General features: G+C 53.9%; 20 protein-coding genes. 3 read left to right on the forward strand and 17 right to left on the reverse strand.

Going from position 1 to position 24959, the window contains the following annotated elements; genetic code table 11:
* Positions 1 to 322 precede the first annotated feature (322 nt).
* Positions 323 to 1633 carry an MFS family transporter gene (locus BMI79_RS21060; RefSeq protein ID WP_076944114.1) on the forward strand — a complete coding sequence of 437 codons (1311 nt, stop codon included), beginning with the start codon at positions 323 to 325 and terminating at the stop codon, positions 1631 to 1633.
* Position 1634: 1 nt separating this feature from the next.
* On the opposite strand, the gene BMI79_RS21065 is transcribed toward BMI79_RS21060, so the two are convergent.
* The 5 genes from BMI79_RS21065 to trxC form a co-directional block, all read right to left on the reverse strand.
* Entirely contained in the window at positions 1635 to 1967 is a 333-nt protein-coding gene (locus BMI79_RS21065) for a YfiM family lipoprotein (protein ID WP_076944115.1), read from the reverse strand.
* A 79-nt stretch (positions 1968 to 2046) separates the two neighbouring features.
* Positions 2047 to 3399: a CDP-diacylglycerol--serine O-phosphatidyltransferase gene (gene pssA / locus BMI79_RS21070; protein WP_425272366.1), complete on the reverse strand. Its 1353-nt coding sequence runs from the start codon at positions 3397 to 3399 to the stop codon at positions 2047 to 2049.
* 154 nt (positions 3400 to 3553) lie between these two features.
* Positions 3554 to 6205, reverse strand: a complete 2652-nt coding sequence (locus tag BMI79_RS21075; RefSeq protein WP_076944117.1) for a bifunctional acetate--CoA ligase family protein/GNAT family N-acetyltransferase — start codon at positions 6203 to 6205, stop codon at positions 3554 to 3556.
* 55 nt (positions 6206 to 6260) lie between these two features.
* Positions 6261 to 6965 (reverse strand): tRNA-uridine aminocarboxypropyltransferase, encoded by a 705-nt coding sequence (locus BMI79_RS21080; RefSeq protein WP_076944118.1) that lies wholly within the window; start codon positions 6963 to 6965, stop codon positions 6261 to 6263.
* Between the two features lie 111 nt (positions 6966 to 7076).
* Entirely contained in the window at positions 7077 to 7496 is a 420-nt protein-coding gene (trxC, locus tag BMI79_RS21085) for a thioredoxin TrxC (RefSeq protein ID WP_076944119.1), read from the reverse strand.
* Positions 7497 to 7685: 189 nt separating this feature from the next.
* Here trxC and BMI79_RS21090 point away from each other — a divergent pair, with 189 nt between their 5' ends.
* The gene (locus BMI79_RS21090) at positions 7686 to 8771 is read left to right on the forward strand and encodes a tRNA/rRNA methyltransferase (RefSeq protein WP_076944120.1); all 1086 of its coding nucleotides are present in this window, start codon (positions 7686 to 7688) and stop codon (positions 8769 to 8771) included.
* 87 nt (positions 8772 to 8858) lie between these two features.
* On the opposite strand, the gene BMI79_RS21095 is transcribed toward BMI79_RS21090, so the two are convergent.
* The 12 genes from BMI79_RS21095 to BMI79_RS21150 form a co-directional block, all read right to left on the reverse strand.
* The gene (locus tag BMI79_RS21095) at positions 8859 to 10100 is read right to left on the reverse strand and encodes a TrkH family potassium uptake protein (RefSeq protein ID WP_197091825.1); all 1242 of its coding nucleotides are present in this window, start codon (positions 10098 to 10100) and stop codon (positions 8859 to 8861) included.
* Positions 10101 to 10228: 128 nt separating this feature from the next.
* Positions 10229 to 10882, reverse strand: a complete 654-nt coding sequence (locus BMI79_RS21100) for a potassium channel family protein (RefSeq protein WP_076944122.1) — start codon at positions 10880 to 10882, stop codon at positions 10229 to 10231.
* Between the two features lie 693 nt (positions 10883 to 11575).
* Positions 11576 to 13111 (reverse strand): multidrug efflux MFS transporter permease subunit EmrB, encoded by a 1536-nt coding sequence (emrB, locus tag BMI79_RS21105; RefSeq protein ID WP_076944123.1) that lies wholly within the window; start codon positions 13109 to 13111, stop codon positions 11576 to 11578.
* Between the two features lie 17 nt (positions 13112 to 13128).
* Positions 13129 to 14301 carry a multidrug efflux MFS transporter periplasmic adaptor subunit EmrA gene (gene emrA / locus BMI79_RS21110; protein WP_076944124.1) on the reverse strand — a complete coding sequence of 391 codons (1173 nt, stop codon included), beginning with the start codon at positions 14299 to 14301 and terminating at the stop codon, positions 13129 to 13131.
* A 34-nt stretch (positions 14302 to 14335) separates the two neighbouring features.
* Positions 14336 to 15784 (reverse strand): efflux transporter outer membrane subunit, encoded by a 1449-nt coding sequence (locus BMI79_RS21115; RefSeq protein ID WP_076944125.1) that lies wholly within the window; start codon positions 15782 to 15784, stop codon positions 14336 to 14338.
* Positions 15785 to 15806: 22 nt separating this feature from the next.
* Positions 15807 to 16328: a transcriptional repressor MprA gene (gene mprA, locus BMI79_RS21120; protein ID WP_076944126.1), complete on the reverse strand. Its 522-nt coding sequence runs from the start codon at positions 16326 to 16328 to the stop codon at positions 15807 to 15809.
* A 523-nt stretch (positions 16329 to 16851) separates the two neighbouring features.
* Positions 16852 to 18051, reverse strand: coding sequence for an MFS transporter (locus BMI79_RS21125; protein ID WP_076944127.1), 1200 nt, complete (start codon positions 18049 to 18051; stop codon positions 16852 to 16854).
* Between the two features lie 223 nt (positions 18052 to 18274).
* A complete protein-coding gene (proX, locus tag BMI79_RS21130) occupies positions 18275 to 19285 on the reverse strand; it encodes a glycine betaine/L-proline ABC transporter substrate-binding protein ProX (protein ID WP_076944128.1) in 1011 nt (336 codons plus the stop codon).
* Between the two features lie 203 nt (positions 19286 to 19488).
* Entirely contained in the window at positions 19489 to 20580 is a 1092-nt protein-coding gene (proW, locus tag BMI79_RS21135; RefSeq protein WP_076944129.1) for a glycine betaine/L-proline ABC transporter permease ProW, read from the reverse strand.
* Positions 20573 to 21775 (reverse strand): glycine betaine/L-proline ABC transporter ATP-binding protein ProV, encoded by a 1203-nt coding sequence (proV, locus tag BMI79_RS21140; protein WP_076944130.1) that lies wholly within the window; start codon positions 21773 to 21775, stop codon positions 20573 to 20575. The genes proW and proV overlap by 8 nt, the downstream gene beginning before the upstream one ends.
* Before the next feature lie 310 nt (positions 21776 to 22085).
* Positions 22086 to 22886 (reverse strand): DeoR/GlpR family DNA-binding transcription regulator, encoded by an 801-nt coding sequence (locus BMI79_RS21145; protein WP_076944131.1) that lies wholly within the window; start codon positions 22884 to 22886, stop codon positions 22086 to 22088.
* Between the two features lie 37 nt (positions 22887 to 22923).
* On the reverse strand, positions 22924 to 23820 hold the full coding sequence (locus BMI79_RS21150) for a sugar kinase (RefSeq protein ID WP_076944132.1): 897 nt from the start codon (positions 23818 to 23820) through the stop codon (positions 22924 to 22926).
* Between the two features lie 215 nt (positions 23821 to 24035).
* Here BMI79_RS21150 and yihU point away from each other — a divergent pair, with 215 nt between their 5' ends.
* Positions 24036 to 24926, forward strand: coding sequence for a sulfolactaldehyde 3-reductase (yihU, locus tag BMI79_RS21155; RefSeq protein ID WP_076944133.1), 891 nt, complete (start codon positions 24036 to 24038; stop codon positions 24924 to 24926).
* The last annotated feature ends 33 nt before the right edge of the window (positions 24927 to 24959 follow it).

The following is a 24959-nucleotide window of genomic DNA, read 5'->3' on the forward strand; positions in this document are numbered from 1 at the left end:
TCAGAAGTGAAACGCCGTAGCGCCGATGGTAGTGTGGGGTCTCCCCATGCGAGAGTAGGACACTGCCAGGCATCAAACAAAACAAAAAGCCTCATGCGAAAGCATGGGGTTTTTTGTTTTATCATGAAGAAAATTTAACGTAGTTTCATCTATTTACACCCTACTATTTAGCCTCCGTCACAAAATTCACGTTTAACTCCCTGTTTTGTCAGTTATGTTTAGCCTGTTATCAGGATTTATTGTTAACTAAAAACCAACAATTAATAAACAATTAACTGACAATACATCGGCTTAGATTGCTGAGTTAGCGCGGAGAAACATAATGGTAGAAACCACCTTGGTTATTGATAATAAGGAAAACGCCGATCTGGCGGCACAAGATAAAAAGAAGCGGATTTTCGCTATTGTTGGAGCTTCATCAGGGAACCTGGTGGAGTGGTTTGATTTTTACGTTTACTCTTTTTGCTCAATCTATTTTGCTGCCTCATTCTTCCCTGCAGGCAACAGCACGACACAGCTGTTGCAGACTGCGGGCGTTTTCGCCGCCGGTTTCTTTATGCGGCCCATCGGAGGTTGGCTGTTTGGCTATATTGCCGATCGACACGGCCGAAAGAACTCGATGTTGATATCGGTCTGCATGATGTGTGCCGGCTCGCTGGCGATCGCCTGTTTGCCGACCTATGAGGCGATCGGTAGCTGGGCTCCGGCCTTGTTGTTGATTGCCAGACTGTTTCAGGGGCTGTCAGTTGGCGGTGAATATGGAACCAGCGCCACTTATATGAGTGAGGTAGCGGTGAAGGGGAAGCGAGGTTTTTATGCTTCCTTCCAATATGTAACGCTGATTGGCGGTCAACTGTTGGCGTTGTTGGTTCTGGTGGGATTGCAGCAGATCCTTTCCACTGAAGAGTTAAAAGCCTGGGGTTGGCGCATTCCGTTCGCTCTGGGGGCCGCGTTGGCGGTCGTTGCTTTGTTTCTGCGCCGTTCGCTGAATGAAACGTCCAACGAGAAAACCCGTAGTCATAAAGATGCCGGTTCGCTGAAAGGGCTGTGGAAAAACCGTAAAGCATTCCTGATGGTGCTGGGCTTTACCGCCGGTGGTTCGCTGAGCTTTTATACCTTCACCACCTACATGCAGAAATACCTGGTCAATACTACCGGCCTGGACGCCAAACTCGCCAGCGTCATCATGACCGCCGCGCTGTTCATTTACATGCTGCTGCAACCGCTGATCGGGGCATTATCAGATAAGATTGGCCGCCGCAGCTCAATGCTGATTTTTACCTCGTTGGCGACTTTGCTGACGGTGCCAATTCTGTTCACCCTGAAAAGTGTTACCAGCCCCTATGCGGCATTCGGCCTGATCGTGCTGGCGTTGTTTATCGTCAGTTTCTACACCTCAATTAGCGGGCTGTTGAAAGCAGAGATGTTTCCTGCAGAAGTACGAGCATTAGGGGTAGGCCTGTCTTATGCGGTAGCTAATGCCATGTTTGGCGGTTCGGCTGAATATGTTGCGCTGTCGCTGAAGTCCTTTGGGGTGGAGCATGCGTTCTTTTGGTATGTCTCCGCGATGTGTTTGCTGGCACTGTTTGTGTCGTTAAAACTGCACCGTAAGGATAAAGAGATCGAGCTGTAAGTTAGCGGGCGATGTGGTACAGGCTGTAGCCAGTGGCTGCGCCAGCCACATCCCAGGCGAAATCTTTCCAGCTCCAGCCGGTACCGCCTGCGCGGCTATCATACAGTTCTTTGGCAGCGCCAATGCCGATAGAGAATGCCAAACCAAAGCTGCGGCTGCGGGCTTCATTCCAGTTTTGACGATCGCCATAGGCCGCTCCGGCAGCAGCAAGGGCGGCAGAGGCAACAAAATGCTGAGCTTTGTCTCTCCCGGTCCAGCGGTCATTAGCCATGTGCGTACAGCCGCTAATGAACAGCAACCCAGGGAGCAGGATAAGCAGACGGAGTAGGCGCATAGTGAAAGCATCCTGTTGTAGTGGGGACAAAAAAGCCCGGCATCTATACCGGGCTGCGTTGAAAATCATTATAACGAGGCTAGAGTATACGGCTAATCAATCTATCAATGCGGATACGGCGCAAGCGGCGGATCAGTTTGCGGACTTTAACCGGATACTGTTGGATACTCTGAAGGTCGGCATAGTTATCGACTACTGTGGTATGTGTGCGGATCATTTCCAGCTCTTTGTGACGCTGCTCGCGCATTTCCTGCTTAGGATCGTGGATCAGGATGGCATTCTCCAGATCCAGCCGCCAGGCGCGCGGGTTAAGATTGTTACCCGTGATCAACTGCCATTGGTCATCGACCCACATCCCCTTCAGGTGATAACTGTTATCCCCGTCTTTCCACAGGCGCACAATCAGCTGGCCAGTATCGACATAGCGCTGCAGGCGGCTCAGAAAGCGGCGCAGGTTGATTTCATACAAATAGGGCAATGCACCGATAATCTTAAACGGCTGATCTTCAGGAATGTAGAAGTCGTTAGCGGTTTTGTCGCCCACGATGATTTCAACCTGTTTCCCTTGGCGTAACAGATAGATGATATTGCGCACTAACAGGGCTGGCAGGTTGAAGTAAGGCGTACACAGCGTCAGTTTCTGATCGGCACTGGCCATCAGATGGTGGATCGTTTTATTCAGTATGCTCTGTTTACCCAGCCCGACCAGCGGAGTTACCGCCAGTTCATCGTTGCCTGCATTATCGCGAAACTGATAACTGGCGCGACGCAGGGCAAAGCGAAACATGCGGGTTTCGTTCTTGATTTCCGGGCTTTTGGGGCGATCGTCACGGTCAAGGCGCTGAACGGCACCGGCGATCAGCAGGTGTTGCTTGATGTAATCGATCAGGGTATCAGCCAGTACGGCGTTAGTGATTAACTGATAGCGATCGTAACGGTACTTCTCGTGCTGATGCAGATAGACATCATTAATGCTGGCACCGCTGTAAATGACGGTATCGTCGATCACGAAACCTTTCAGATGCAACACGCCCAAGGCTTCACGGGTATTGACCGGAACGCCGTAAACCGGAACTGAAAGCTGTGGGTGCTGCGCTGCCATCGCACAATACCAATCCGCATTGGTATTGGTGGCTTCTGCGCCGATACGCCCACGCTGAGCGCGATGCCAGTCTACCAGAACGCAAATTTCCAGCTCCGGGCGCTGCTGCTTGGCCTGATAAAGTGCCTCAAGGATATCGCGACCTGCATCGTCATGCTCCAGATAGAGCGCAACCAGATAAATACGCGTTGTGGCATTAGCGATCGCTTCCAGCAGCGTCGTGCGGAAATCAGACGGCGCATAAAGGGTACGGACATCAGCAACCGTCTGGGGGAGTTTGGGCAGTTGTGCAAGGTGTTGTTGATGTTTACTACGTTTGAATTTTGACAACATCACAGTGCGCTTCTTCTCTCATGTTTGGATGGCCGGAACGCCATTCGTATTAAAACCGTCATTCGAATAACCGGGGATAATACCACTACTTGCCCAACCGCGCGTATTTTTTGGCGGTAAGTGGTGGATTCGTAGCGCATTGCGACAGAGATCACTGCGTCACAGCGGCCTGTAGCGGCAGGGCTAAATTGACAATGCCTTCGTCAATTTGAATATCGACCGCAAAGCCAAGCTTTTGCGCAAGCGTGACCATACCACGGTTGTTGGGCATTGTAATCCCGATCAGGCGAGTCAGACCGCGCATGCGGGCATAGCCGATCAACTTCAGCATCAACTGCCTGCCAAGGCCCAATCCTTTCAGATCGGAACGCACCAGCACGGCGAATTCAGCATCGGTATTATCCGGATCGGAGAGCGCGCGGGTAACGCCGATAATCTCTTCACCGTTACGCACGGCAACGAAAGCCATCTCACGATCGTAGTCGATTTGCGTCATATTAGCCAAATCGTCGTGGGTAAACTCGTTGATCTCACTGAAGTAGCGGTAGTAGAGATCTTCTTTGGTGACATGATCGATAAAATGCTTCAGCGCAGGTTCATCTTCCGGCAGGATCGGGCGGAACAGGCATTGTGAGCCATCTTTCAGTGTGATGGTTTCTTCCAATTCATGAGGATACGGGCGGATAGCCAGCCGCGCCTGTGGGTCGCCGCTGAAAGGCGCGAGCTGCATTGACACATCCAGCAGGGTGAATTCATGGCCGGAAGCCAGCACCGGGTGAATATCCAGGCGCGAGATCTGCGGGCAATCCAGGATCAGGTTGGAAACCTGAACCAGCAGGCGGCTTAAGCCGGGGATGTCGAGTGGGCGCAGCGCACTGCGGCTGCGGATTTTGCCGCCCTTCACCGCCTGCAATACCAGATAGCGCGCCAGTGCCATATTTAACGGCGGCAGTGCGACGGCCACCTGATTTTCCTGCCGCCATTCGACCCCGCCTTCCCCGAGCATAATCAGCGGCCCAAAGATGGCGTCTTGTTCTACGGCAATATGTAGCTCCTGCGCTCCGGCCCGGTTGGCCATGCTTTGCACCAATAGCCCGTGAATACGCGCCTGCGGGTAAGTGCGTTTTACCCGATCGAGGATCGCTTCTGCCGCGCGCTGCACTTCGATGGCGGTGCGCAGATAAAGCATCACGCCCTGCACTTCGGATTTGTGTGGAATATCGGGCGAGCGCAGCTTCAGCGCTACCGGATAACCAATCTGCTCGGCAATGTGCACGGCTTCAGCGCTGTCACCGGCAATCCAGGTTGGCAATGTGCTGAGGCCGTAAGCTTGCAGGATAGGCTGAACCTCGTGGGTATCGAGCTGGGTAGCGCCTTCTGCCAGTGCCCGATCGATCAACTGGTGGGCATCAGCGGTATTGGCGGTGAGCCCCACGGGCAGCGCCGGCGTTTCTTTTAACTGTTTCTGGTTGCGGCGGTATTCCACCATATGCATAAAAGCTGTGACGGCGCCTTCTGGGGTACGGTAAGTAGGGATCCCGGCTTCGGTAAACTGGCGGCGGGCTTCCTGCGAGGAATACTCCCCACACCAGTTGGTCAGCAGCGTAATGCGTTTACCGCGCGGGTGTTGGCGTATGGCCTCGATCAGCCGTTCGGCGGTTTCAGTGCCTGGTGACGCCGCACTAGGGGCGTGGATCAACAGCAGCGCATCGTAATCATGGCTATCAAGTAATGGCTGCAGCGCTGCCAGATAACGCTGCGGCGTAGCATCATCACGCAGGTCGATCGGGTTGCTGGCCTGGATAAATTCCGGCAGGGCTGCTTTGAGTTTTTCCTGCGTCTCTTCCGTTAACACCGCCAGCTTGCCATTACGGCTAAGCAACTCGTCCAGCGCCATGGCGGCGGGGGCGGCACCATTACTGAGAACCAGCAGCCGTTCGCCGCGCAGTGGATGCATATGGCTTAGGGTTTCCACGGCGGAAAACAGTTCATGGGTATCCTGTACGCGCAGCAAACCGGCGCGCTGGATCGCGGCATCATAGGCCGCATCCAGCCCTTGCTGGCTGTTGAGCAGCTGCTGCGCCTGTTGGCTGCGGCCGCTCTTGATCACCAGGATTGGCTTATTGCGCGAGGCACTGCGCGAAGCCGAAAGGAAGCGCCGCGCATCGCTGATATTTTCCAGGTACAACAAAATGGCGCTGGTCTTGCTGTCGCGCGCCAGAAAGTCGAGCAGATCGTCGACGTCGATATCCAGGCTGTCACCCAGCGCGATGAAATAAGAGAAGCCAACCTCTCGCTGTTGCGCCCAGTCTAAAACGGTATTGGCCACGGCGGCGGACTGGGAGATAAACGCCAGTTTACCTTTCTGAATCGGAACCGGAGAGAAACTGGCATTGATGCCTTGCCAGGGTGCCAGCAGGCCCAGGCTGTTTGGCCCGAGCAGCCGCATCGAATAACGCTGCGCGGTGGCTTTGAGTTCGGCAAATTGCTGATGCGGGGCCGAGAGCACGATCGCGGCTTTGCACCCGCGCTTACCCAGCGCCTCGATCAAGGACAGATTACGCTGAGCGTTAACGCACAGCACGGCCAGATCGGGTGTGAGCGGCAGGCTGGTGACATCGGGATAGGCCATGACGCCACATACGGCTTTGTAACGGGGCGTCACCGGTAAAATCGGGCCGGTAAAGCCACCGGCCAACAGGTTGCGCATCATCAGATAACCCGCGCGATTGGGCTGTTGTGAAGCGCCGATAACGGCAATCGATTTGGGACGTAACAGTGCTTCTAACCCTCGCTGGCTCATATGCGGCTCCCGATATCCCCTGGCTTTTTGCGTATAGACGACTTATTGCCTGATTTTAGGCGCTTTGTGGCAGGTTTGCTGTGACCGGTGCCTCTGAGCGGCAAGCTTTCCCCGCCAGATATTGCGCGCGGAAGTAATTGAAATGTTGAGCAAGCTCGGCAGCGGCCTGTTCGTCTCCTGCCTGTTGCAGCAGCGCCGCCGCCACTTCGGCGGTGCAGTGCTGTTCGGTGCGGCTGGCTTCACGCAGTTGATAACCGGAGGCCGCCAGCACGTTCAGCGAGAAGACCGGGAACTGATCCAGATAAGGGCTTTTGCGGAACATCTTGCGTGCTTCTGCCCAGGTTCCATCAAGCATGATAAATAAAGGGGGCTTTCCACCGCGGGGCAATTCACTGAATACCGGGCGATCGGCATTGGCATAAGAGGCCGGGAATACCACGTAGGGCTGGCGTTCGGGATCGCTAATTGCCTCAAGTAACCCGGGATCGACGTCGGTACGTGACCAGAGGAATGCCTGGGTATCTGGCAGGATATCGGCGATCAGGCGGCCAGTGTTGCTGGGCTTGAGCGGCTCGGTGCCGAACATAATCAGGCAGAAGCGGCTGCCAGCCAACTGGGGTTTAATGGTGGCACACAGGCAGTTCTGCTGTGGTAACAGGCAATGTTGACAACGCACCGCACGACAACCACGGGCGCGAAATGGGCGGGTAGCATTGGCTAAACGAAATTGGCGCAGGCGAAGTACGGCGTTGTCGGTCATAACGATCCTGAGAAAAACCGCTATTGTAGCGCAGAAAAAAGCCCGGCGGGAGAGCAGCTCGGGCTTTAACAGGTGCGCTAAACGGGAGGCGGCGCTGCCAGGCTTTTTGCGTTAAACTAAGTCGTTGAGCCAGTTATCAAAGGGCGCTTTTGGCATGGCACCGTTGAGCATGTCGACCATTTTGCCTTCACGGAACATCATGATGGTGGGAATGCTGCGGATGTGGAAACGAGCGCCCAGTTCGGGTTCGGCCTCGGTGTTGATCTTCACAAAGCGCACCTTACCGGCTCGTTCTTTGGCCACGGTTTCAAAAATGGGCGCAAAACTGCGGCACGGGCCACACCAGGGGGCCCAGAAATCAACCACTACTGGCAGATCATCCTGTAACAGGTGGTCAAGCGTCGCGGCAGTGGCGTTAATCACTTCGCCGCTGAACAGTTGATGGCCACAGCGGCCACACTTGGCTCCATCGGCCAGGCGCTCTGCAGGGACGCGGTTGATGGCATTACACGCTGCACAAACTGTATTCATGGTGACCTCGGGTGCTCCAAGTACGTTGGATATAGGTATCTTTAATGTTGCTTATTATCGGTAAAAGTGGCGCATTGAACAAAGTGATTTGTTCGATGAGTGTGATAGTTGCTGGCTTTTGCGCAAGTTGGTGGCTTAGCGTATCAACATCAGGTAATCTTCGCGCCCTGCGCGTTGGTGGAGAAGACAATGAACGATTCATTTAGTGGCAAGAACGGTAAGGTCAAAGTGATGTACGTCCGCAGTGACGATGACAGCGGCGATAACCGTAACAAGAATAAGCGTCCGGACGGCAAAGGCCGCCCTGACAATGCACGCACGGGTGGCCGCTCCGCTCAGGATAAATCACGTAGCAATGACCGCCGTGGTGCTGATTCCCGCCGCAGTGAAAGCGATCGTCCTCGTCGCCCGGCGCGTACTGAAGATCGTGGTGGTTATGATTCTCCGTGGAAAACCGTGTCCCGTGGCCCGGAAGACGAACCGGCGTTTGATCACGGTGGCATCAGCGGCAAAAGCTTTATCGATCCCGAGCAGTTGCGCCGCCAGCGCGCTGAAGAAACCCGCGTTTACGGTGAGAATGCCTGTAAAGCGCTGTTCGCCAGCCGCCCAGACGCCATCGTGCGTGCCTGGTTCGTGCAGTCGGTTACGCCGCGTTTTCGGGAAGCGCTGCGCTGGATGGCCGCTAACCGCAAAGCTTACCACGTGGTGGACGAAGAAGAGCTGGCGAAAGCTTCCGGTACTGAACACCACGGCGGCGTGTGCTTCCTGATCAAAAAACGTCAGGGCCTGGATGCGCAGACCTATCTGCAAAACGCACCGGTAAAAGATTGTGTGCTGGCGCTGGAAGAAGTGGGCAACCCGCATAACCTGGGGGCGATCGTGCGCTCCTGTGCGCATTTCGGTGTTAACGCGGTGATGCTGCAGGATCCGGCCTTGCTGGAATCGGGCGCGGCGGTGCGTACCGCTGAAGGCGGCGCAGAGCATATCAAGGCGATCAACGCCGACGATTTTCTCTCGGTATTGGATACCTTCCGCAAGGCGGGCTACACCATTGTCACCACCTCCAGTCATAAAGGCACCGCACTGGCACAGGCCAAACTGCCTGCCAAGATGGTGCTGGTATTAGGGCAGGAGCGCGATGGTCTGAGCGACAGCGCCTGGCAGCAGGGTGATATGAGCGTGTCTATCGGTGGTACCGGTAAGGTCGAAAGCCTCAACGTCTCGGTAGCGACCGGCATTCTGCTGGCTGATTGGTGGCGTCAGAATCAGGCGTGATTTTTTGCGCAGGATAAAAACGGGTGCTCACCAGAGCACCCGTCAGATTGTTATACGGCGATATTCAAGGGAAATGACTTATCCAGACTAACCAATCTGGATCCGAGTTTCTGCGTAGCGAATACGTTTTTTCTGCGGCGTAGCGAGAAAATAAGCCAATGTTAATGGGCCAAGGCGGCCAGTAATCATCAAAATAATGATCAAAAATTGTCCTGGTGAACTTAATTCTGCTGTCAATCCACGCGACAAGCCAACAGTACTCAGGGCTGAAACCACTTCAAACGCCACGTCCAACAATGATGCTTGCTCAGTAATGGAAAGCACAAATGTACTGATAAAGACAAACCCCATTGAAATAAAAACCAGAGCCAATGCTTTTAAAACCTGCGAATGTGGCACGGTACGTTGCATGATGGTGACCTCATCACGGCGGCGCAAAAAAGTGTAAGTTGCCATGATCAGGATAACAAAAGTCCCTAACTTAATACCACTAGCTGTACTCAACGAGCCCCCACCAATAAACATCAATAGTAATGTCAATATATTACTCGCATCAGTCATTGTGCTGTAGTCGAGGGTATTAAAACCTGCGGTTCTTGGCGTCACAGCCTGAAACCAGGCGGCAAGAACTTGTTCTTTCACAGGCATACTACCTAATGTCTCCGGATTATTGGCTTCCAACAGCCAGATCAGGAAAAAGGCCAAAGTATTTATTATTAAGGTCGCCAGTAGAATAACACGCGTGTTGGTACTCAGTTGATACCAATGACGGTGTCTTTTTAGGTCTATCAATACAGAAAAACCAATGCCGCCAATAATAAATAGCGACGTGATCACCAGATTGACAGGTATGTTGCCAGCATACTGCATCAGGCTATCGTTATTTAAGGCAAAGCCTGCATTATTAAAGGCAGAGATGGTATAAAAGAAACCACGATATAACGCTTTGGTGAAACCGTACTCAGGCCACCATACGAGGGTAAGCAGGAAAATACCTATCAGTTCAATGGCTACAGAGTAGAACAATACCGCTTTTGCCGTTTGAGCCACCTGAGCCAGTGACGTCTGGTTCAACGCTTCTTGTGCTATTTTTTGCTGGGAAAGGCCAATTTTAACCCCAAGGCTTATCGCGGCTACTATCGCAAAGGTCATAAACCCCAGCCCACCGGCCTGAATAAGTAAAGCAATAACAAACTGACCAAACAGTGTGAACTGAGAACCTGTATCCAGCACCACAAGACCGGTGACGGTAACGGCCGATGTGGAGGTAAAAAGCGCTTGTAACACCGTTATGGGTTTATGGGTCGAAATAGGTAACAGTAACAGCAAGCAGCCTACCAGGACCAATCCAAGAAAACCCAGAGCCAAAACGGCTGGTGGGCTGAGTGTCAACGACCTTGTTCGCAAGGGATGGGAGCGTAAGTAGGGTTGACGCTGTGGTAACCAATTTTTCATTGTTAGACCAACCGTGGTGCCAGTGATTCCAACATCGACAGAGTGCCAGCTAATATTAAACAGTCATTAGTTTCTAAAATAAAATCATCAGGCACAGGGGAGAGTAACTTGCTATGCCTTTTTACAAGCACCGTTTTCACGTCCTGCTTGGTATCTTTCAGCAAAGTGGATAGCACGGTACCCTCAAGGTGGTTGTTCACAAGTATTTCAACCAAATAGTGGTTATGACCCAAGGATAAATATTGGTTGATCATCGGGTAGTTGAGTGCTTGAGCAACTTTTATCCCCATCTCTTCTTCAGGATGGATAATACGGCTGACCCCAAGGCGAGATAAAATCGTATGATGTGGTTTGGAGCTGGCTTTGACCCAGAGTTGTTGTACGCCTAAATTTTTCAGATGCAGAACGCATAGAATACTGGCTTCCAGATCTTCGCCAATGGCGACCAACACCGCGTCGTAGCGCAATAAATCGAGCTCTGCAAGAGCTTGCTCATCTGTGGCATCGGCAATGACGGCATAACTGAGTTTATCTGCCAGTCTATTGATAAATTTTGGCTCTGAGTCTACGCCCAGAACTTGGTGCCCAAGCCGGATTAACTCAAGTGAAGCCGTGGAGCCAAACCGTCCAAGGCCTATAACGGCAAATTGTGCCATAAAAGTAGCTCCATAGATGCGAATACAGTAATTGAAAAATCACCGGATTGTACTTCTTAAACTGAATTCTGTCCTCCCCAGAATGCTTATCTACGTGTAAAAGCTGAACCGACCTTGAGAGGGATAGCTTTCTGGTATGACGTATCAAAAACGTAAAAATTTATTTAGAAGTGATTAAACTTACCTCGAAAAATCTAAGTGCTACTTAGCTAGCGGTACACTGAGTTCGGCTACTTTGGATTGTGGTTTCATTTTTCTAAAACAGCAGGTAGTTACAGGATGAAAAATGGATCCTGTAAAACCTTATTTTTTTACAAGCTATTGCTCAGATCGCTCAAACCGGATTAAGTTCTCTTCAGTATTCTACTATTAGTCACTAATGAGGCCTGGGAGTACGGCAGTTCATCAGGAAACATCGCCGCTAAATCTAAATATATTGGGTGGCTACATTGTCAGAGAAAATAAACGCCCATGCTTGCATCGTGTCAGTGTCCATATATACCCATCATACCGTTGTTTGGGTATTGGCCACATTACTCTGCCCATATTGGGCATTGCCCCATCCGGTGGCTGTGATTCTGCGTAAATCCCTGTTCGTGGTAACTCATTCCCTCATCCTCTCCCAAGGGCGAGGGAACAAGTTAACCTTAACTGACAAGCAATTGTGACCGCCTGTTTTTGTTTATCGCTCGGTCAGTGAGCGCCGCCACCGCCACCGCCGGAACTGAACGGTGGTTTAGCGAACCACACCAGCGCCAGCAGGATCAGGAACACGCCGGCAGACAGCCAGAAAATCTCGTTGGCTGAGATAATCAGCCCCTGCGCAGTGATCTCATTGGCGATATACGCCGAAGCCTGTTGTTTACTCATCCCGAGCTGTTCAAGCTGGGTATACATCTCCTGCGACTGTGGGTTGAACGGATTCACAAACTCCGTCAAATGCGCATGGTGCATCGATTCACGCTGGGTCCACAAGGTGGTAGTGATCGACGTGCCAATAGAACCCGCCAGCGTACGGAGGAAGTTCGACAGGCTCGACGCAGCAGCAATGCGATCGGGCGGCAACCCAGACAGGGTGATGGTGGTCAGCGGCATAAAGAAGCAGGCGATGGCAAAGCCCTGCACAAACTGTGGCCATGCCGAAGCGCCAAAATCCATCCCCGGCTCAAACGTATAGGCGCGCCAGTAGAAGCACACGGCATACATAATAAAGCTGAAGGTTACCAGACGGCGCATGTCCAGCCGGTTACCGAAGCGGCCAATAATCGGTGACAGCAGCACCGGGATCAGCCCCACCGGTGCGGAGGCCAAACCTGCCCAGGTGGCGGTGTAGCCATACACCTCCTGCAGCAACTGTGGCAACAGTACGATCGCGCCGAAATACAGCATGTACGCCAGGCTGATACACAGACAGCCAATGGTAAAGTTGCGCGATTTGAACAACGACAAATCCACCACCGGATGATCGTCGGTCAGTTCCCACACCACCAGGAACACCAGCGCAACCACGGCTACCACCGTCAGGACAATAATTTCCGTCGAGCTAAACCAGTCCAGTTCTTTACCCTGATCGAGCATGATCTGCAGTGAACCGATACCCACGACAAGCAGAATCAGCCCAACGGTATCGATCGGCTTGATCACGGTTTTGGTTTCCCGGCCTTTCAGCGTTGACATCGCCACCAGGATGACAAACAGCCCGATGGGAATGTTGATAAAGAAGATCCAGCCCCAGTGATAGTTATCACTGATATACCCACCCAGAATCGGCCCGAAGATCGGCGCGACGATCACGGTCATTGACCACAGCGCCAGGGCCATCGATCGCTTGGCGGGAGGGTAGTTGTTCAGCAGCAAACTTTGCGACAGTGGGATCAACGGCCCGGCCACCAGCCCTTGGATCACGCGGAAGAAGATCAGCATGCCCAGGCTGTTGGAGATACCACACAGCCAGGAGGCGATGGCAAACAGCGCCGTGGACCACAGGAACAGGCGCACTTCGCCGATACGCTTTGCCAACCAACCGGTGATCGGAATGGAGATGGCGTTTGCCACCCCAAACGAGGTGATCACCCAGGTTCCCTGTGAGGTGGAAGACCCGAGGTTACCGGCGATGGTCGGTATTGCAACGTTGGCAATGGTGGAATCCAGCACCTGCATAAAGGTCGCCATGGCGAGGGCGATCGTCATCCAGGCAAGCTGGGCACCTTCAAGCGGTTTTTGTGCCAAGGTAGCCTCCTGCGCGCTTAACCTGCGTTTGCATGGATCACATCGGCGATCATTTGGTTAACCGGTGCCAGATCCAGCATCAGAGCGCTGGTTTCATACAGCGGCTGCTCACGCACCACGTTGGAGAGTACCCGCCCATCGCGATTACTGGTATCAATGGTGACCAAGGTCGAAAGGCCGATCCGCAGCGGATGCTCTGCAATCTGCTTGGGATCCAGCTCAATACGTACCGGTAACCGCTGCACCACCTTGATCCAGTTACCGGTGGCGTTTTGCGCGGGCAGCAGCGAGAAGGCGCTGCCGGTGCCCATATCGATACCCACCACTTTGCCCTTGAACACCACGTCACTGCCGTATACGTCGCTGACTACGGTAGCCGGTTGACCAATGCGCATATTGGCGATTTGAGTTTCTTTAAAATTGGCGTCCACCCAGAGATGATCGGCCGGAACCACCGCCATCAGCGGCGTGCCTGGCGAGATCTGCGCGCCAACCTGCACACTGCGGCGTGAGACAAAGCCGGTAATTGGGCTGATCACGCGGGTGCGTTGCAGCGCCATCCAGGCATCACGCATCTGCGCGGCGGCTTGCAGAATCGCGGGTTGCTTCGCCAGTGGGGTATTCAGCACCATGGCCTGGTTAGCGTTATATTGCTGCACCGCCACTTCCAGCATGGCTTTGGCGCTGTCTACGGCTTCGCGAGCGTGTTGCAACTCTTCCCGGCCAATCGCATCAACGCTGCCCAGCACCACGCGGCGCTTGAGATCGTTTTCTGCCTTGCTCAGTTCAGACTTGCGCAGCGCAATGTTGGCCTGATACTGCTTGCTGTTAACCACCAACTGATGCGTCTGGCGCACGCTGTTGGCCAGCGCGGTTTTGGCGCGCTCAAATGCCTGTTCGGCATCGGTAGGATCGAGCGTCAGCAGCACGTCCCCTTTCTGCACGAAATCGGTGTTGTCGAAGGTGACGCTGTTTACGCTCCCGGACACCTGCGCCATGATTTGTACCTGGTTACCGGCGACATAGGCGTTATCCGTTTCCTGATGGTGACGCAGCACCAGGAACCAATACACGAAATAGGCCGCTCCAATAACGATAAAAATAACCGTCAGCAACAGCAGCCAAAATTTACGCTGCTTCTTTTTGCCTTTCGGTTGCTGCGAGGGTTGAATCTCCGCGCTTGCACTCATGGTGTTCTCCACGCTCTCTATTTATAGGTATTTACTAGGCTTTCGAATCCGTCGCCGGGGCCTGATAACCCCCTCCTAACGCACGAACCAACCCTATCTTCGCCTGCATCAGATTGCTGCTGGCACTCAGTTCCGCCTGTTGCTGCTGTAATAGCTGCGTCTGGCTGGTCAACAGTTCGTCACGCCCGATAATCCCTGCCTGGTATTTGGCGTTAGCGACGCGGTACACCTGCTGCATGGATTGGGAAGCCGAAGCCGCCTGCTGCAGTTGCTTGGCACTGCTTTGCTGGACGGTAATGGCATCGGCCGTCTCCTGTACCGCATTCAGGATAGTTTGGTTATAGGATTCCACTGCTTCATCATAGAGTGCAGATTCCTCACCCAGCTTGCTGCGCAGCGCACCGGCGTGGAAGATCGGCAAAGAGATCGCCGGCATCACACTCCAGGCCTGGCTTGCCGCTTCCAGCAGATTCGGGCTGGTGCCACCGACATGGGTGGTATTCAAACCGGCGAAGGCTGAAATCGACAGGCTGGGGTAAAACTCTTTACGCGCCGCACTGACGCGCTGGTCGTATGACTCCACCAGTTGCCGCTGTGCCGCAATGTCCGGGCGTTTACCCAGCAAATCGGCGGTCAGTTCACCTTGCGGCGCCAACAGTTGTTCTGCGGGTAAGGCGACCGGATGCAGAGACTGCATTGCGTGCGGGCCCTGGCCGGCCAAGGCCGCCAGTTGGTGCTTCAACTGTTCAATCTGTGACCGCAACTGGATGATCTGCTGCTGGGTACCGTCGGCCTGTGCCAAGGTCTGTTGCGGAACATCAACGCCGTAGATCCCGGCTTTGTATTGCTGCTGGCGCAGATCGGCCAAGCGCTGCTGGTTGTCTACTTCCTGCTGCAGCACTTTTTCCAGTGCATAACTGGCCTGCAGCTGATAATAGGCCGAGGCTACCGAACTGGTGAGCGCCAGTGCCGCCTGTGCCTGCTCGGCGCGCGCGGCATCAACCTGGGCTTTGGCCGCATTCACCTGATTGCGATATTTGCCCCACCAGTCGAATTCATAGGCCAGATTCAGGCCCAGTGAATTATTGGTTTCATAAATCGGTGATGTCGGGTAGCCAAAACCCTGGTTGGTGTTTTGGGAAATGCGCATGCGATCGCTGCTGGCATTGAGATCCAGATGTGGGCCGTTGGCAGCGCTGGCTTCACCTACCAGGCTCTGGGCTTCACGCACGCGGGCAGCCGCTTGCTTGAGCGACGGTGAGTTTTGCAGCGTCTGGGCCATCAGTGCATCAAGCTGTGGATCGTTCAGCGCGCGCCACCACTGCGGGCTAACGGCCAGTGAGCTGCCCTTAGGCTGCGCAAGCTGCAGGTGTTGCGGATCCATCAGTTTGGATTGCGGGGCAATATTGTCGGTAGATGCACACCCCGCCAGCAATAAAACAGCGCACAGCGGGGTGAATCTCCAGGTTAACGGGGATCGCATAAATTAATTACCTGAACAGAAATTATTGGGATAACTGTTCTGAAACTTCCATCTGATCCAGGCGGGCCAAGAGTTTGCGCGTCAGTTTTTCAAGCTGCTGCCGCTCTTCGTCATTCAGCGTGGACCACAGGAAATGCAGACATTGGTGCTGCGGGGGCAGCAACTGGGCGATAAACGCCTCTCCGGCTGGGGTCAGGTGCAGGTGCAGGCACCGACGGTCATTGTCGCTTTCCCGGCGTTCAATCCAACCACGTTTCTCCAGTTCATCGGCAATGCGGGTTGCGTTGGTGCGTGAAGAACCTAAGGCTGAGCTTAGCTCAGAAGGCTGAATACTGTGGTTTTCTTGCGCATCTAGCGTAATGAGCGCCATAAACAAGGTTTCATTGATTCCCTGTGCTTTCAGCATTTTATTGCGATTTTCCAGTAACTTACTTTGCATGTGCATGCAAAGGCGGGTCAGCAGAATTTCCTGATAAGGGAAGTTTGCCTGGCGCTTGGCGCGGAAATTAAGCATTTGTTCTATGGGAGCAAACGAACTTTCCATAATTTTTAGCCTCATTAATTTCGCTCGATATAGTAACGAGAGTGATTAATAATGTAAATCTTCAGCAAGGGGAATAATTTAGCAATTCGTGTCATTTGTAAGCCGTTTGTAAATGAATAACATGACAAATCATATGGCTTTATGTGTGGCGACGCATATTGAGCTTTCCCGCTCGGTTGAAATACATAAGATTTATTTACTTAATGCAGATTAATTCCGCAGTTCTCTGTATTGACGAAGAAAGTAAAATAGGAACAGAAAGCTGCAGTAACAAAGTTTTGCATGAGTATTCGGGTTACAGAATATATCCGTCATCCCCTAATATGCGTCGATGGGTTTGTTTTCACTCCATTTACCGGAGTGAAAACTCATTGAGGTTTACTCAACTGCCATCGACCTGCATTTTGAAGGTTATCGGATATGGGGGTACTAATAATTTATCCCGATAACAATACCAGAGAGTTAGTAGGGTTTATACTCTCTGCACTCTAATAAATAACAAAAAAAACTATATGTTTGCTAACTAAGAAATTACCGATCCCTGTGGATCATAGCGTTTCCCTCGCCACCAGGTCAGCAGGTTCAGCAGGCATAAAACTCCGCCAATCGCCGCAACGCCGTTCCAGCCCGCATGTTGGTAGGCACTGGCAGAAAGTACGGAACCCACAGCCCCACCAATGAAATAGCTGGTCATATAGCCTGCCGTCAGGCGGTTGCGTGCTTCCGGCATAATGCGGTAAATCACGCTTTGGTTAGTGACATGCACGCCCTGTACCGCCAGATCGAGCACCAAAATACCGACAATCAAGGCCCACAGGGAGTGCTTCGCCAGCGCAATCGGGATCCAGGACAGCAGCAACAGTATCAGACCAACGCTGGTGGTCAGCCCCGCCTTGCCTTTATCCGCCAGGTGCCCGGCGCGTGACGCCGCCAGCGCACCGGCAGCACCGACCAGGCCGAACAAGCCAATCACCCCTTCGGAATAATTGAACGGCGGTGCGGCCAGCAGGAACGCCATTGAAGTCCATAAGATGCTGAAGTTGGCGAATGACAGGGCGCCAATAATGGCGCGGGTGCGCAACAGCGGCGTGAAGCAGAACAGCGAGAAGATGGATTTCAGCAACTGCGGGTAATTCAGGCCGGAATGCAGCTTATAGCGCGGCAGGGCGCGCCATAGGATCAGCGCCATCAGGATCATCAGCACGCTGGCAACCCAGTAAATGGTGCGCCAACCGCCGATGGCTGCCAGCGCTCCGGCAACGGTCCGCGCCAGCAGGATCCCCAGCAACAGGCCGCTCATGATGATGCCGACGGTTTTACCGCGTTTCTCCGGGCGGGCCAGCGTGGCGGCCAGGGGCACCAGCAACTGCGCCACCACCGAGAATAATCCGGTGAGGGCGGTGCCGAGGATCATCATGGATAAGGTGCTGGAAAGCGCGGTAATCAGCATGCCACCGGCGGCCAGCAGCGTCATAAATACGATCAGCCCGCGGCGTTCAAACATATCACCAAGCGGCACCAGAAACAGCAGGCCGACCGCATAGCCGAGCTGTGCGGCGGTAACGATAAACCCAGCCTGATTAACCGACAGGCTAAAGCTCTGCGCAATGGTTTCCAGCAATGGTTGGGCATAGTAATTGCTGGCGACGGCCAGGCCGGTAGCCATGGCAATGATAAGGGTTAATGCTGGGCTCAGGCCCTGATTTTCGGTGTGCGGCTTCATCAGTATGCAGTTAAAAGAATATTCAGTGGTGCAGAGTATCGTGCAAGGCAGGTTGTTAAAACAATGTTTAATTCCAACTGATCCCAAAACCGCATAACGGTTTGGGCTGTTTATCTACAGTGGAAAGGGCGCAGCGTGCTGCGCCCACAGACTGCTGAAAAAGCCAGTTATTAGGGGGAGCATGCCTAAGGGGCCGTAACGGCGTAAGCCGTCGGAGTGCCCCTCAGTGCACAGCGTGCTTTGCCGCTTCTGCTGCGGTTTTCACCCAGCCATCGAAGGTTGCCTGGTGGGCCTTGATCCAGCCATTAACGTGATTCTGAATGTCAGCCTGTGAAGACTGGCCTTCATGCATCCGCAGGTTCTGCGCATTCACGTCGGCAATCGGCAATTTCATGATGGAGAACAGCTTGGCGGCCGCCGGGTTGGCCTGTGCCCACGGCTTGTTGGCCGCAATCCGCATGTTATTGACCGGGAAACCATAGTTGGCGCCGTTAGGCAGCTTGGTATCGATGTTTTTCTGCTCACCTGGCAGCGACGAGAAGGGCACCTGCAGCCAAACCACATCGCGGCCCGGAACCAGCACATCGCTGACCCAGTAAGGCGTCCAGGTGTAGTACAGCACCGGTTTGCCTTCCTTGAAGCGGGTAATGGTATCGGCAATGATCGCGGCATAGTTGCCCTGGTTATGCTCAACGGTGTTGCTCAAACTGTAAGCTTTAATATGATGGTTAATCATTGCCTCACAGCCCCAGCCTGGCGTACAGCCGGTCAGATCCGCCTTGCCGTCACCGTTGGTATCAAACAGCTTGGCAATTTTCGCGTCTTTTAGCTGCTCGACGTTGGTGATGTGATACTGGTCGGCGGTTTTTTTGTCGATCAGGTAGCCCTGCGCGGCACCGCTGACGTAGATCCCTTCACGATAGAACTTGTTGTCGCCCCCGGCCGAACGGTACTGATCGGCCTGTAGCGGATCCCAGTTCACGGCAATAAAGGTGGCATCGCCGGAAGCGATGGAGGTGTAGGCCACGTTGTAATCCACCTCACGGGGTTCTTTCACCTCATAACCGAGTTTTTCCAGCGCTTTGCTGACCAGCAACGTCTGGAAGGTTTCTTCAGAAATGGTGCTTTGTACCGGTTGTACCACAATACCTTTTCCCGGCAAATCAGCAGCGGAGGCAACCTGTGAGCCGAGCAGTGTGGTAAGGGCAATCGCCCAGATTCCTGTGGTGCGCATAGTTATTCCTCTCGTTTTGGGTATAGCCCGCCGGGGCAAAGCGCCACCGGCGGTAAAGACAATAAGACAGACGGTTGAGTCTAATGCTGATCGGTTAAGCGCAAAGCCGCATAATTATGCAGCAGGTGCTAAAGGTGTGGCCTCCCTCTCCCCGAGGGAGAGGGAACTGGTTAGCCTTAACTGACAAGCATTAGACGGCTGAGTCAGGCTTTTTTGATAAACGGACGCGTCATCAGCCCGATAGGGCCGTGGGCGTACCAGCGGCCAATCCCTTTGCTGCGGCGATCGCGCCCCAGCGACTGGGTAAGGCGATCGAGGATAATCGCCAGAATGACAATACCCACCCCACCGACGGCGGCCAGCCCCATATCCAGGCGGCCAATTCCGCGCAGCACCATCTGGCCCAAGCCACCGACGGCAATCATCGAGGCGATCACCACCATCGACAGCGCCAGCATCAGCGTCTGGTTAACACCGGCCATAATGGTCGGCATCGCCAGCGGCAGTTGCACCTTAAACAGCAGCTGACGCGGGCTGGCACCGAAGGATTCTGCGGCTTCGATCAGATCTTCCGGTACCTGGTTGATGCCCAGAATGGTCAGGCGCACAATCGGCGGCAGCGCGAAGATAATGGTGACTACCACCCCAGGCACGTTACCGATACCGAACAGCATGACGATCGGCACCAGATAGACGAAGGCGGGCGTGGTCTGCATGGCGTCGAGCAGCGGCCGTATCACCTTGGCGGCACGTTTGCTGCGTGCCAGCCAAATGCCCAACGGCAAGCCGATGAGGATGCAGAAAAACAGTGCGGTGAGCACCAGCGCCAGCGTGACCATGGCTTGCGACCAGGCACCGATCGCGCCGATGGCGACCAGCGACACCAGCGTTGCCACCCCCATCCCCAGGCTGGTGATTTGCCAGGCGATCAGCGAGAACAGCACAATGGCGATTGGGGCTGGCATGTCCAACAGCAGTTGCTGGAAACCGCTAAGGATGAAATCTACCGGTACGCGAATACCCTGGAACAGCGGGCGGAAATGCAGCACCAGCCAGCCGATGCCTTCGGTGACCCACGAATCCAAGGGTATCCAGGTGTTATGGAAAGGGTCGAGCAGGTTAAAGTGTTCCGGCTGAACCGGAGCGCTGTTCAGCCAGTCGGCGCCCTGTGCGGTCTGGTTGACGGCATCATGAGCGGCCGGTGCGCTGCTTGACCAGGGATCGCTGCTGGCGGCGGCGCTGGCATCGTTGACGGTTGTTGAGGCGGTTGCCCACGGATCCTGTTGATTACTCATTCGTTGGGCCCTCTTTGTCTAAGGCCTGCAACAGCATGGCCTTGGAAATGATTCCGATATAGTTGTTATTTTCCCCTACCACCGGCACGGCACAGGGGGCTTGCGCTACCAGTGAGATCAACTCACTCAGCGGCATATCCGCAGGCACGGGGAACGGGGTATCCAGCAGCGCATCGTCCAGCGTTTGCTTGGCCGCCAGCGCTTGCTTGAGCGAGTCTATCGACACCACGCCGATAAATTTCTCACCGCGTTCAACCACATAACCATAGTCACGGTCTTCCTCGCGCAGCAGCTGCAGCGCCGAGCGCGGGCCGAAACCGGGGGTTTTACGGATCAGCGTAACCGGGCGGCGTTGGGCAATATCTTTGGCGCTGAAAACGTGGCTGATATCCACGCCGCGGAAGAACGTGCGCACGTAATCATTGGCCGGATTATTTAATATTTCATCCGGTGTTCCCACCTGAATCACTTCGCCGCCTTGCATAATGGCAATACGATCGCCAATACGCATGGCTTCATCCAGATCGTGGGAAATAAACACGATAGTACGCTGATGTTTAGCCTGTAATTTGACGAGTTCATCCTGCATTTCGGCACGAATTAACGGATCAAGGGCAGAGAAGGCCTCATCCATTAACAATATATCCGGGTTATTCGCCAGCGCGCGGGCTAATCCCACTCGCTGGCGCATCCCACCAGAGAGTTCATCAGGATAAGCGTGGGCATAATTTTCCAGCCCAACCTGATGCAAGGCATCCAGTGCTTTTTCCTGACGTTCCTGTAACGGTATTCCCGCTAATTCCATGCCGAAAGCGGTATTATTTAATACGTTCATATGCGGCATTAACGCGAATGATTGAAACACCATGCTGATCTTATTTCGCCGCACCGTACGCAGCGCAGTATCAGATATTTGGGCGATATCTTCACCGTCAACCAACACCTGACCGCGCGTGGGTTCTATCAGACGATTGAGAAGGCGTACCAGGGTGGATTTACCGGAACCGGAAAGCCCCATGATGACAAATATCTCGCCTTCTTCAATGGCCAGAGAGGCGTTCTTTACGCCCAATGATAACCCTGTTTTTTCCAGTAGCTGATCTTTTGTCAGGCCTCTTTTTATCAGCTTAAATGCCCGTTCCGGGTGCTCACCAAATATCTTATATAAATTCTTTACTTCGAGTTTAATTGCCATGCAAATATCGGTTTCCTGTGATGTATTATCGAGCGATAAAAATTTCCTAATAGAAAATAAGAGTGCTACATACCCTAACATACTGACAATCTGAGACAACCCTTAATGTTAATATAATGGTCGGTTGAGGGATTATGCGATGGGTTAATTAGGCTGTTTCAGGCGTATTGATAATGCCTAATTATGGGTGTATTTCGTGGATAATGAGTCTCTGTAATCGATGGATAATATGGGTCAATTAATGCACGCAGAATAAGGCTATGCGCGCATTAATGATTAACTGAAAATCCGGCGGATTGACCGCCGGAAATTAAAGCGTCGGTTCTTCGGCGGTGGCTGAGGTAACCACCAGTTCCACCTGCTGCTGTTGCAGCAGCGTTTCCAGCGGCAGCGGCGGTGGCGCATCGGTAAAGAGTGCCGTGACCAGGCGTGTATTGCCAATCTCTACCGCCGCTGAAGCATGGAATTTAGTGTGATCCGCCGCCAGCAGAATATGGCGTGAATGAGTCATCATCGCTTTCACTATGCTGGACTCGTTAACATCAAATTCCAACAGATCGCCATTGGCCTCGATCGCCCCCACGCTGGTGATCAGATAATCGGCGCGAAAGCCTTCAACAAACGTTACCGCGCTGGGGCCGATAATGCCACCGTTGTTAGGCCGCAACGTGCCCCCCGGCACCATGACTTCAAACTCGGTATTTTTGTACAGAATATGCGCCACCCGCAGGCTATTGGTGATAATCCGCAGGTGGCTATGATTCATCAGCGCCCGGGCGATATGCTCAACCGTAGTGCCAATGGTGATAAATACCGTGGAGCGATCGGGAATGTAATCGGCGATCGCCTCCGCAATGGCGATTTTTTCTTCGGTATAAGAGAGTTCGCGCTGCTCAAACGCGGTGTTGATCACGCTGGAGGCACGCCCAGCGCCGCCGTGATGGCGGGTGATTAACCCTTGTTCACTCAGCTTGCGGATATCGCGCCGTACCGTCTGGGTTGAAACCGCCAGCAACTGAGCCAGTTCGTCGATATTCATGTAGCCACGCTTGGCGACCAACTGAATCAGCTGATCGTGGCGCGGGTTGCCGGTAAGTTCAGTCAGACTCATGTTTTGCTCTCTTGAATATTGTCATCAGTTGATCATTTTATACAAAACTGGCCAAGAAAGAGCCTGTTTGATCACAGTTGGGGATGCCTGCGCGCCCGCCTGGTCGGGTACACTTCAGCGCTGCAACTGCGTTGGCGTAGCGTACCGCCTGTGCGATATCCGGTTGTGAACCCAGTGCGACCGCCAGTGCACCGTGAAAAACGTCGCCAGCACCGGTAGTATCGACCACCTCGACCTTAAAGCCCGGCTGATGTTTTAGCTGGTCGTTTTCCAGCCAGAAACAACCCTGTTTCCCTTTTGTGACATAAATTTGTCCATTTTTGTCATTTTTTGCTAATCGTAATCCTTTTTCAACCTCAGTTTCTCCTGTCATGCGTGCTAATCCTGGTTCGGAAAAGGCGGCATGGTCGGCTAACGCCACCAGCGGGCGGATATCCTGCGGCGTCACATCGGCATCCAGCAGCGTGGTCACTCCGGCACGGCGGGCCAGCGTAAAAGCCGCCAGTGCCCCCTGATGCCAGCGTACGTCCGCCAACACCACGTCGTACTGGCTGAAATCGATCTCGCTCAACCAGCCGGCCTCTTCTGGCAGATCCGGGCTGGGGTGATTGATGATGATCCGCTCACCCTGAGCATCCACCAGCACTGCCGACTGTGACGAACGCGCCTGCGGGTAACGGCGGGTGTAGCCGACGTTGACGCCATAGCTGGCTAACTCAGCCAGCAACGTTTGCCCGGTGGCATCGTCACCAACGCGGCCAATGAAGTCGACCTTCGCCCCCAGTCTGGCCGCGGCAACGGCGGCGGTTGCCGCCGGGCCACCGCCGATTTCACGGTAGTCGTTGGCGACATATTTCCCGCCCCCTTGTGGCAGCTTTTCCACGTAATACAAACGGTCTTGCACCGTAATACCTACACAGGCAATGCGAGTCATGGTCTGGGTCCTCTGTTGTTGCCAAAACGGTTTGCGCCAAAAAGTGGCGGCCGATCACGATGCCACCATTTTAATTTTCTCAAATGTTAAAAGAGTGACGCATGTCAATTTTTTGACCATAAATTACAAATACGATCAAAAACAGACAAAAACAATCTGAATTGTGACGCATAAGTTGACACAAAGCGGACAACCGTAACAAACAGGAGAGAACCATGGCACAGATCGCATTTATCGGGCTAGGGCAAATGGGAGCGCCGATGGCCAGCAACCTGATTAAGCAGGGCCACCGGTTGAGCGTTTTTGATATCAGCCCAGCGGCGGTCAGCGCTTTGGTGGCGCAGGGTGCAACGGCGGCGGCCAGCCCGGCGCAGGCGGCGCTGGATGCAGAGTTAGTGATCACCATGCTGCCAAATGGCGATCTGGTGCGTGAGGTGTTGTTCGGTGCCGAAGGGGTGTGCAGCACGCTATCGCCTGCGGCGCTGGTAATCGACATGTCCACCATTCACCCGCTACAAACCGACCGGCTGATCGCCGACATGCAGGCGCGCGGTTTCAGCCTGATGGACGCCCCGGTAGGGCGCACTTCCGATCACGCTCAGGCAGGCACCTTGCTGATCCTGGCCGGTGGCACCGCTGAGCAGGTACAGCGTGCTACGCCAGTGCTGATGGCGATGGGTTCGGAGTTGATCAACGCCGGTGGGCCGGGTATGGGCATCCGCGTGAAGCTGATCAACAACTACATGAGCATCGCGCTCAACGCGCTGTCGGCCGAAGCGGCGGTGCTGTGTGAAGCCTTAGGGCTGTCGTTCGACGTGGCGCTGCAAGTGATGAGCGGCACGCCAGCAGGCAAAGGGCATTTCACCACCACTTGGCCAAACAAGGTGCTGAAGGGCGATCTCAGCCCGGCGTTCATGATCGACCTGGCGCACAAGGATTTAGGGATCGCGCTGGATGTCGCCAACCAGTTGCACGTTGCCATGCCACTGGGCGCGGCGGCGCGCGAAGTTTACAGCCAGGCGCGCGCCAGCGGGCGCGGGCGTCAGGATTGGAGCGCCATTCTGGAGCAGGTTCGCGTGGCTTCCGGCCTGGCAGGCAAACATTAATTGATAACGCAAGCGCCTGATATTCAGCGCGCA

This window comes from Serratia oryzae, from assembly GCF_001976145.1.
GTDB classification, from domain to species: domain Bacteria; phylum Pseudomonadota; class Gammaproteobacteria; order Enterobacterales; family Enterobacteriaceae; genus Chania; species Chania oryzae.

What these genes read in the sequence shown, in the direction of transcription:
- BMI79_RS21060 (WP_076944114.1), top strand. Translation starts at nt 323, where the DNA reads ATGGTAGAAACCACCTTGGTTATTGATAATAAGGAAAACGCCGATCTG.
- BMI79_RS21065 (WP_076944115.1), bottom strand. Translation starts at nt 1,967, where the DNA reads ATGCGCCTACTCCGTCTGCTTATCCTGCTCCCTGGGTTGCTGTTCATT.
- BMI79_RS21075 (WP_076944117.1), bottom strand. Translation starts at nt 6,205, where the DNA reads ATGAGCCAGCGAGGGTTAGAAGCACTGTTACGTCCCAAATCGATTGCC.
- BMI79_RS21080 (WP_076944118.1), bottom strand. Translation starts at nt 6,965, where the DNA reads ATGACCGACAACGCCGTACTTCGCCTGCGCCAATTTCGTTTAGCCAAT.
- trxC (WP_076944119.1), bottom strand. Translation starts at nt 7,496, where the DNA reads ATGAATACAGTTTGTGCAGCGTGTAATGCCATCAACCGCGTCCCTGCA.
- BMI79_RS21090 (WP_076944120.1), top strand. Translation starts at nt 7,686, where the DNA reads ATGAACGATTCATTTAGTGGCAAGAACGGTAAGGTCAAAGTGATGTAC.
- BMI79_RS21100 (WP_076944122.1), bottom strand. Translation starts at nt 10,882, where the DNA reads ATGGCACAATTTGCCGTTATAGGCCTTGGACGGTTTGGCTCCACGGCT.
- emrA (WP_076944124.1), bottom strand. Translation starts at nt 14,301, where the DNA reads ATGAGTGCAAGCGCGGAGATTCAACCCTCGCAGCAACCGAAAGGCAAA.
- BMI79_RS21115 (WP_076944125.1), bottom strand. Translation starts at nt 15,784, where the DNA reads ATGCGATCCCCGTTAACCTGGAGATTCACCCCGCTGTGCGCTGTTTTA.
- mprA (WP_076944126.1), bottom strand. Translation starts at nt 16,328, where the DNA reads ATGGAAAGTTCGTTTGCTCCCATAGAACAAATGCTTAATTTCCGCGCC.
- BMI79_RS21125 (WP_076944127.1), bottom strand. Translation starts at nt 18,051, where the DNA reads ATGAAGCCGCACACCGAAAATCAGGGCCTGAGCCCAGCATTAACCCTT.
- proX (WP_076944128.1), bottom strand. Translation starts at nt 19,285, where the DNA reads ATGCGCACCACAGGAATCTGGGCGATTGCCCTTACCACACTGCTCGGC.
- proW (WP_076944129.1), bottom strand. Translation starts at nt 20,580, where the DNA reads ATGAGTAATCAACAGGATCCGTGGGCAACCGCCTCAACAACCGTCAAC.
- proV (WP_076944130.1), bottom strand. Translation starts at nt 21,775, where the DNA reads ATGGCAATTAAACTCGAAGTAAAGAATTTATATAAGATATTTGGTGAG.
- BMI79_RS21145 (WP_076944131.1), bottom strand. Translation starts at nt 22,886, where the DNA reads ATGAGTCTGACTGAACTTACCGGCAACCCGCGCCACGATCAGCTGATT.
- BMI79_RS21150 (WP_076944132.1), bottom strand. Translation starts at nt 23,820, where the DNA reads ATGACTCGCATTGCCTGTGTAGGTATTACGGTGCAAGACCGTTTGTAT.
- yihU (WP_076944133.1), top strand. Translation starts at nt 24,036, where the DNA reads ATGGCACAGATCGCATTTATCGGGCTAGGGCAAATGGGAGCGCCGATG.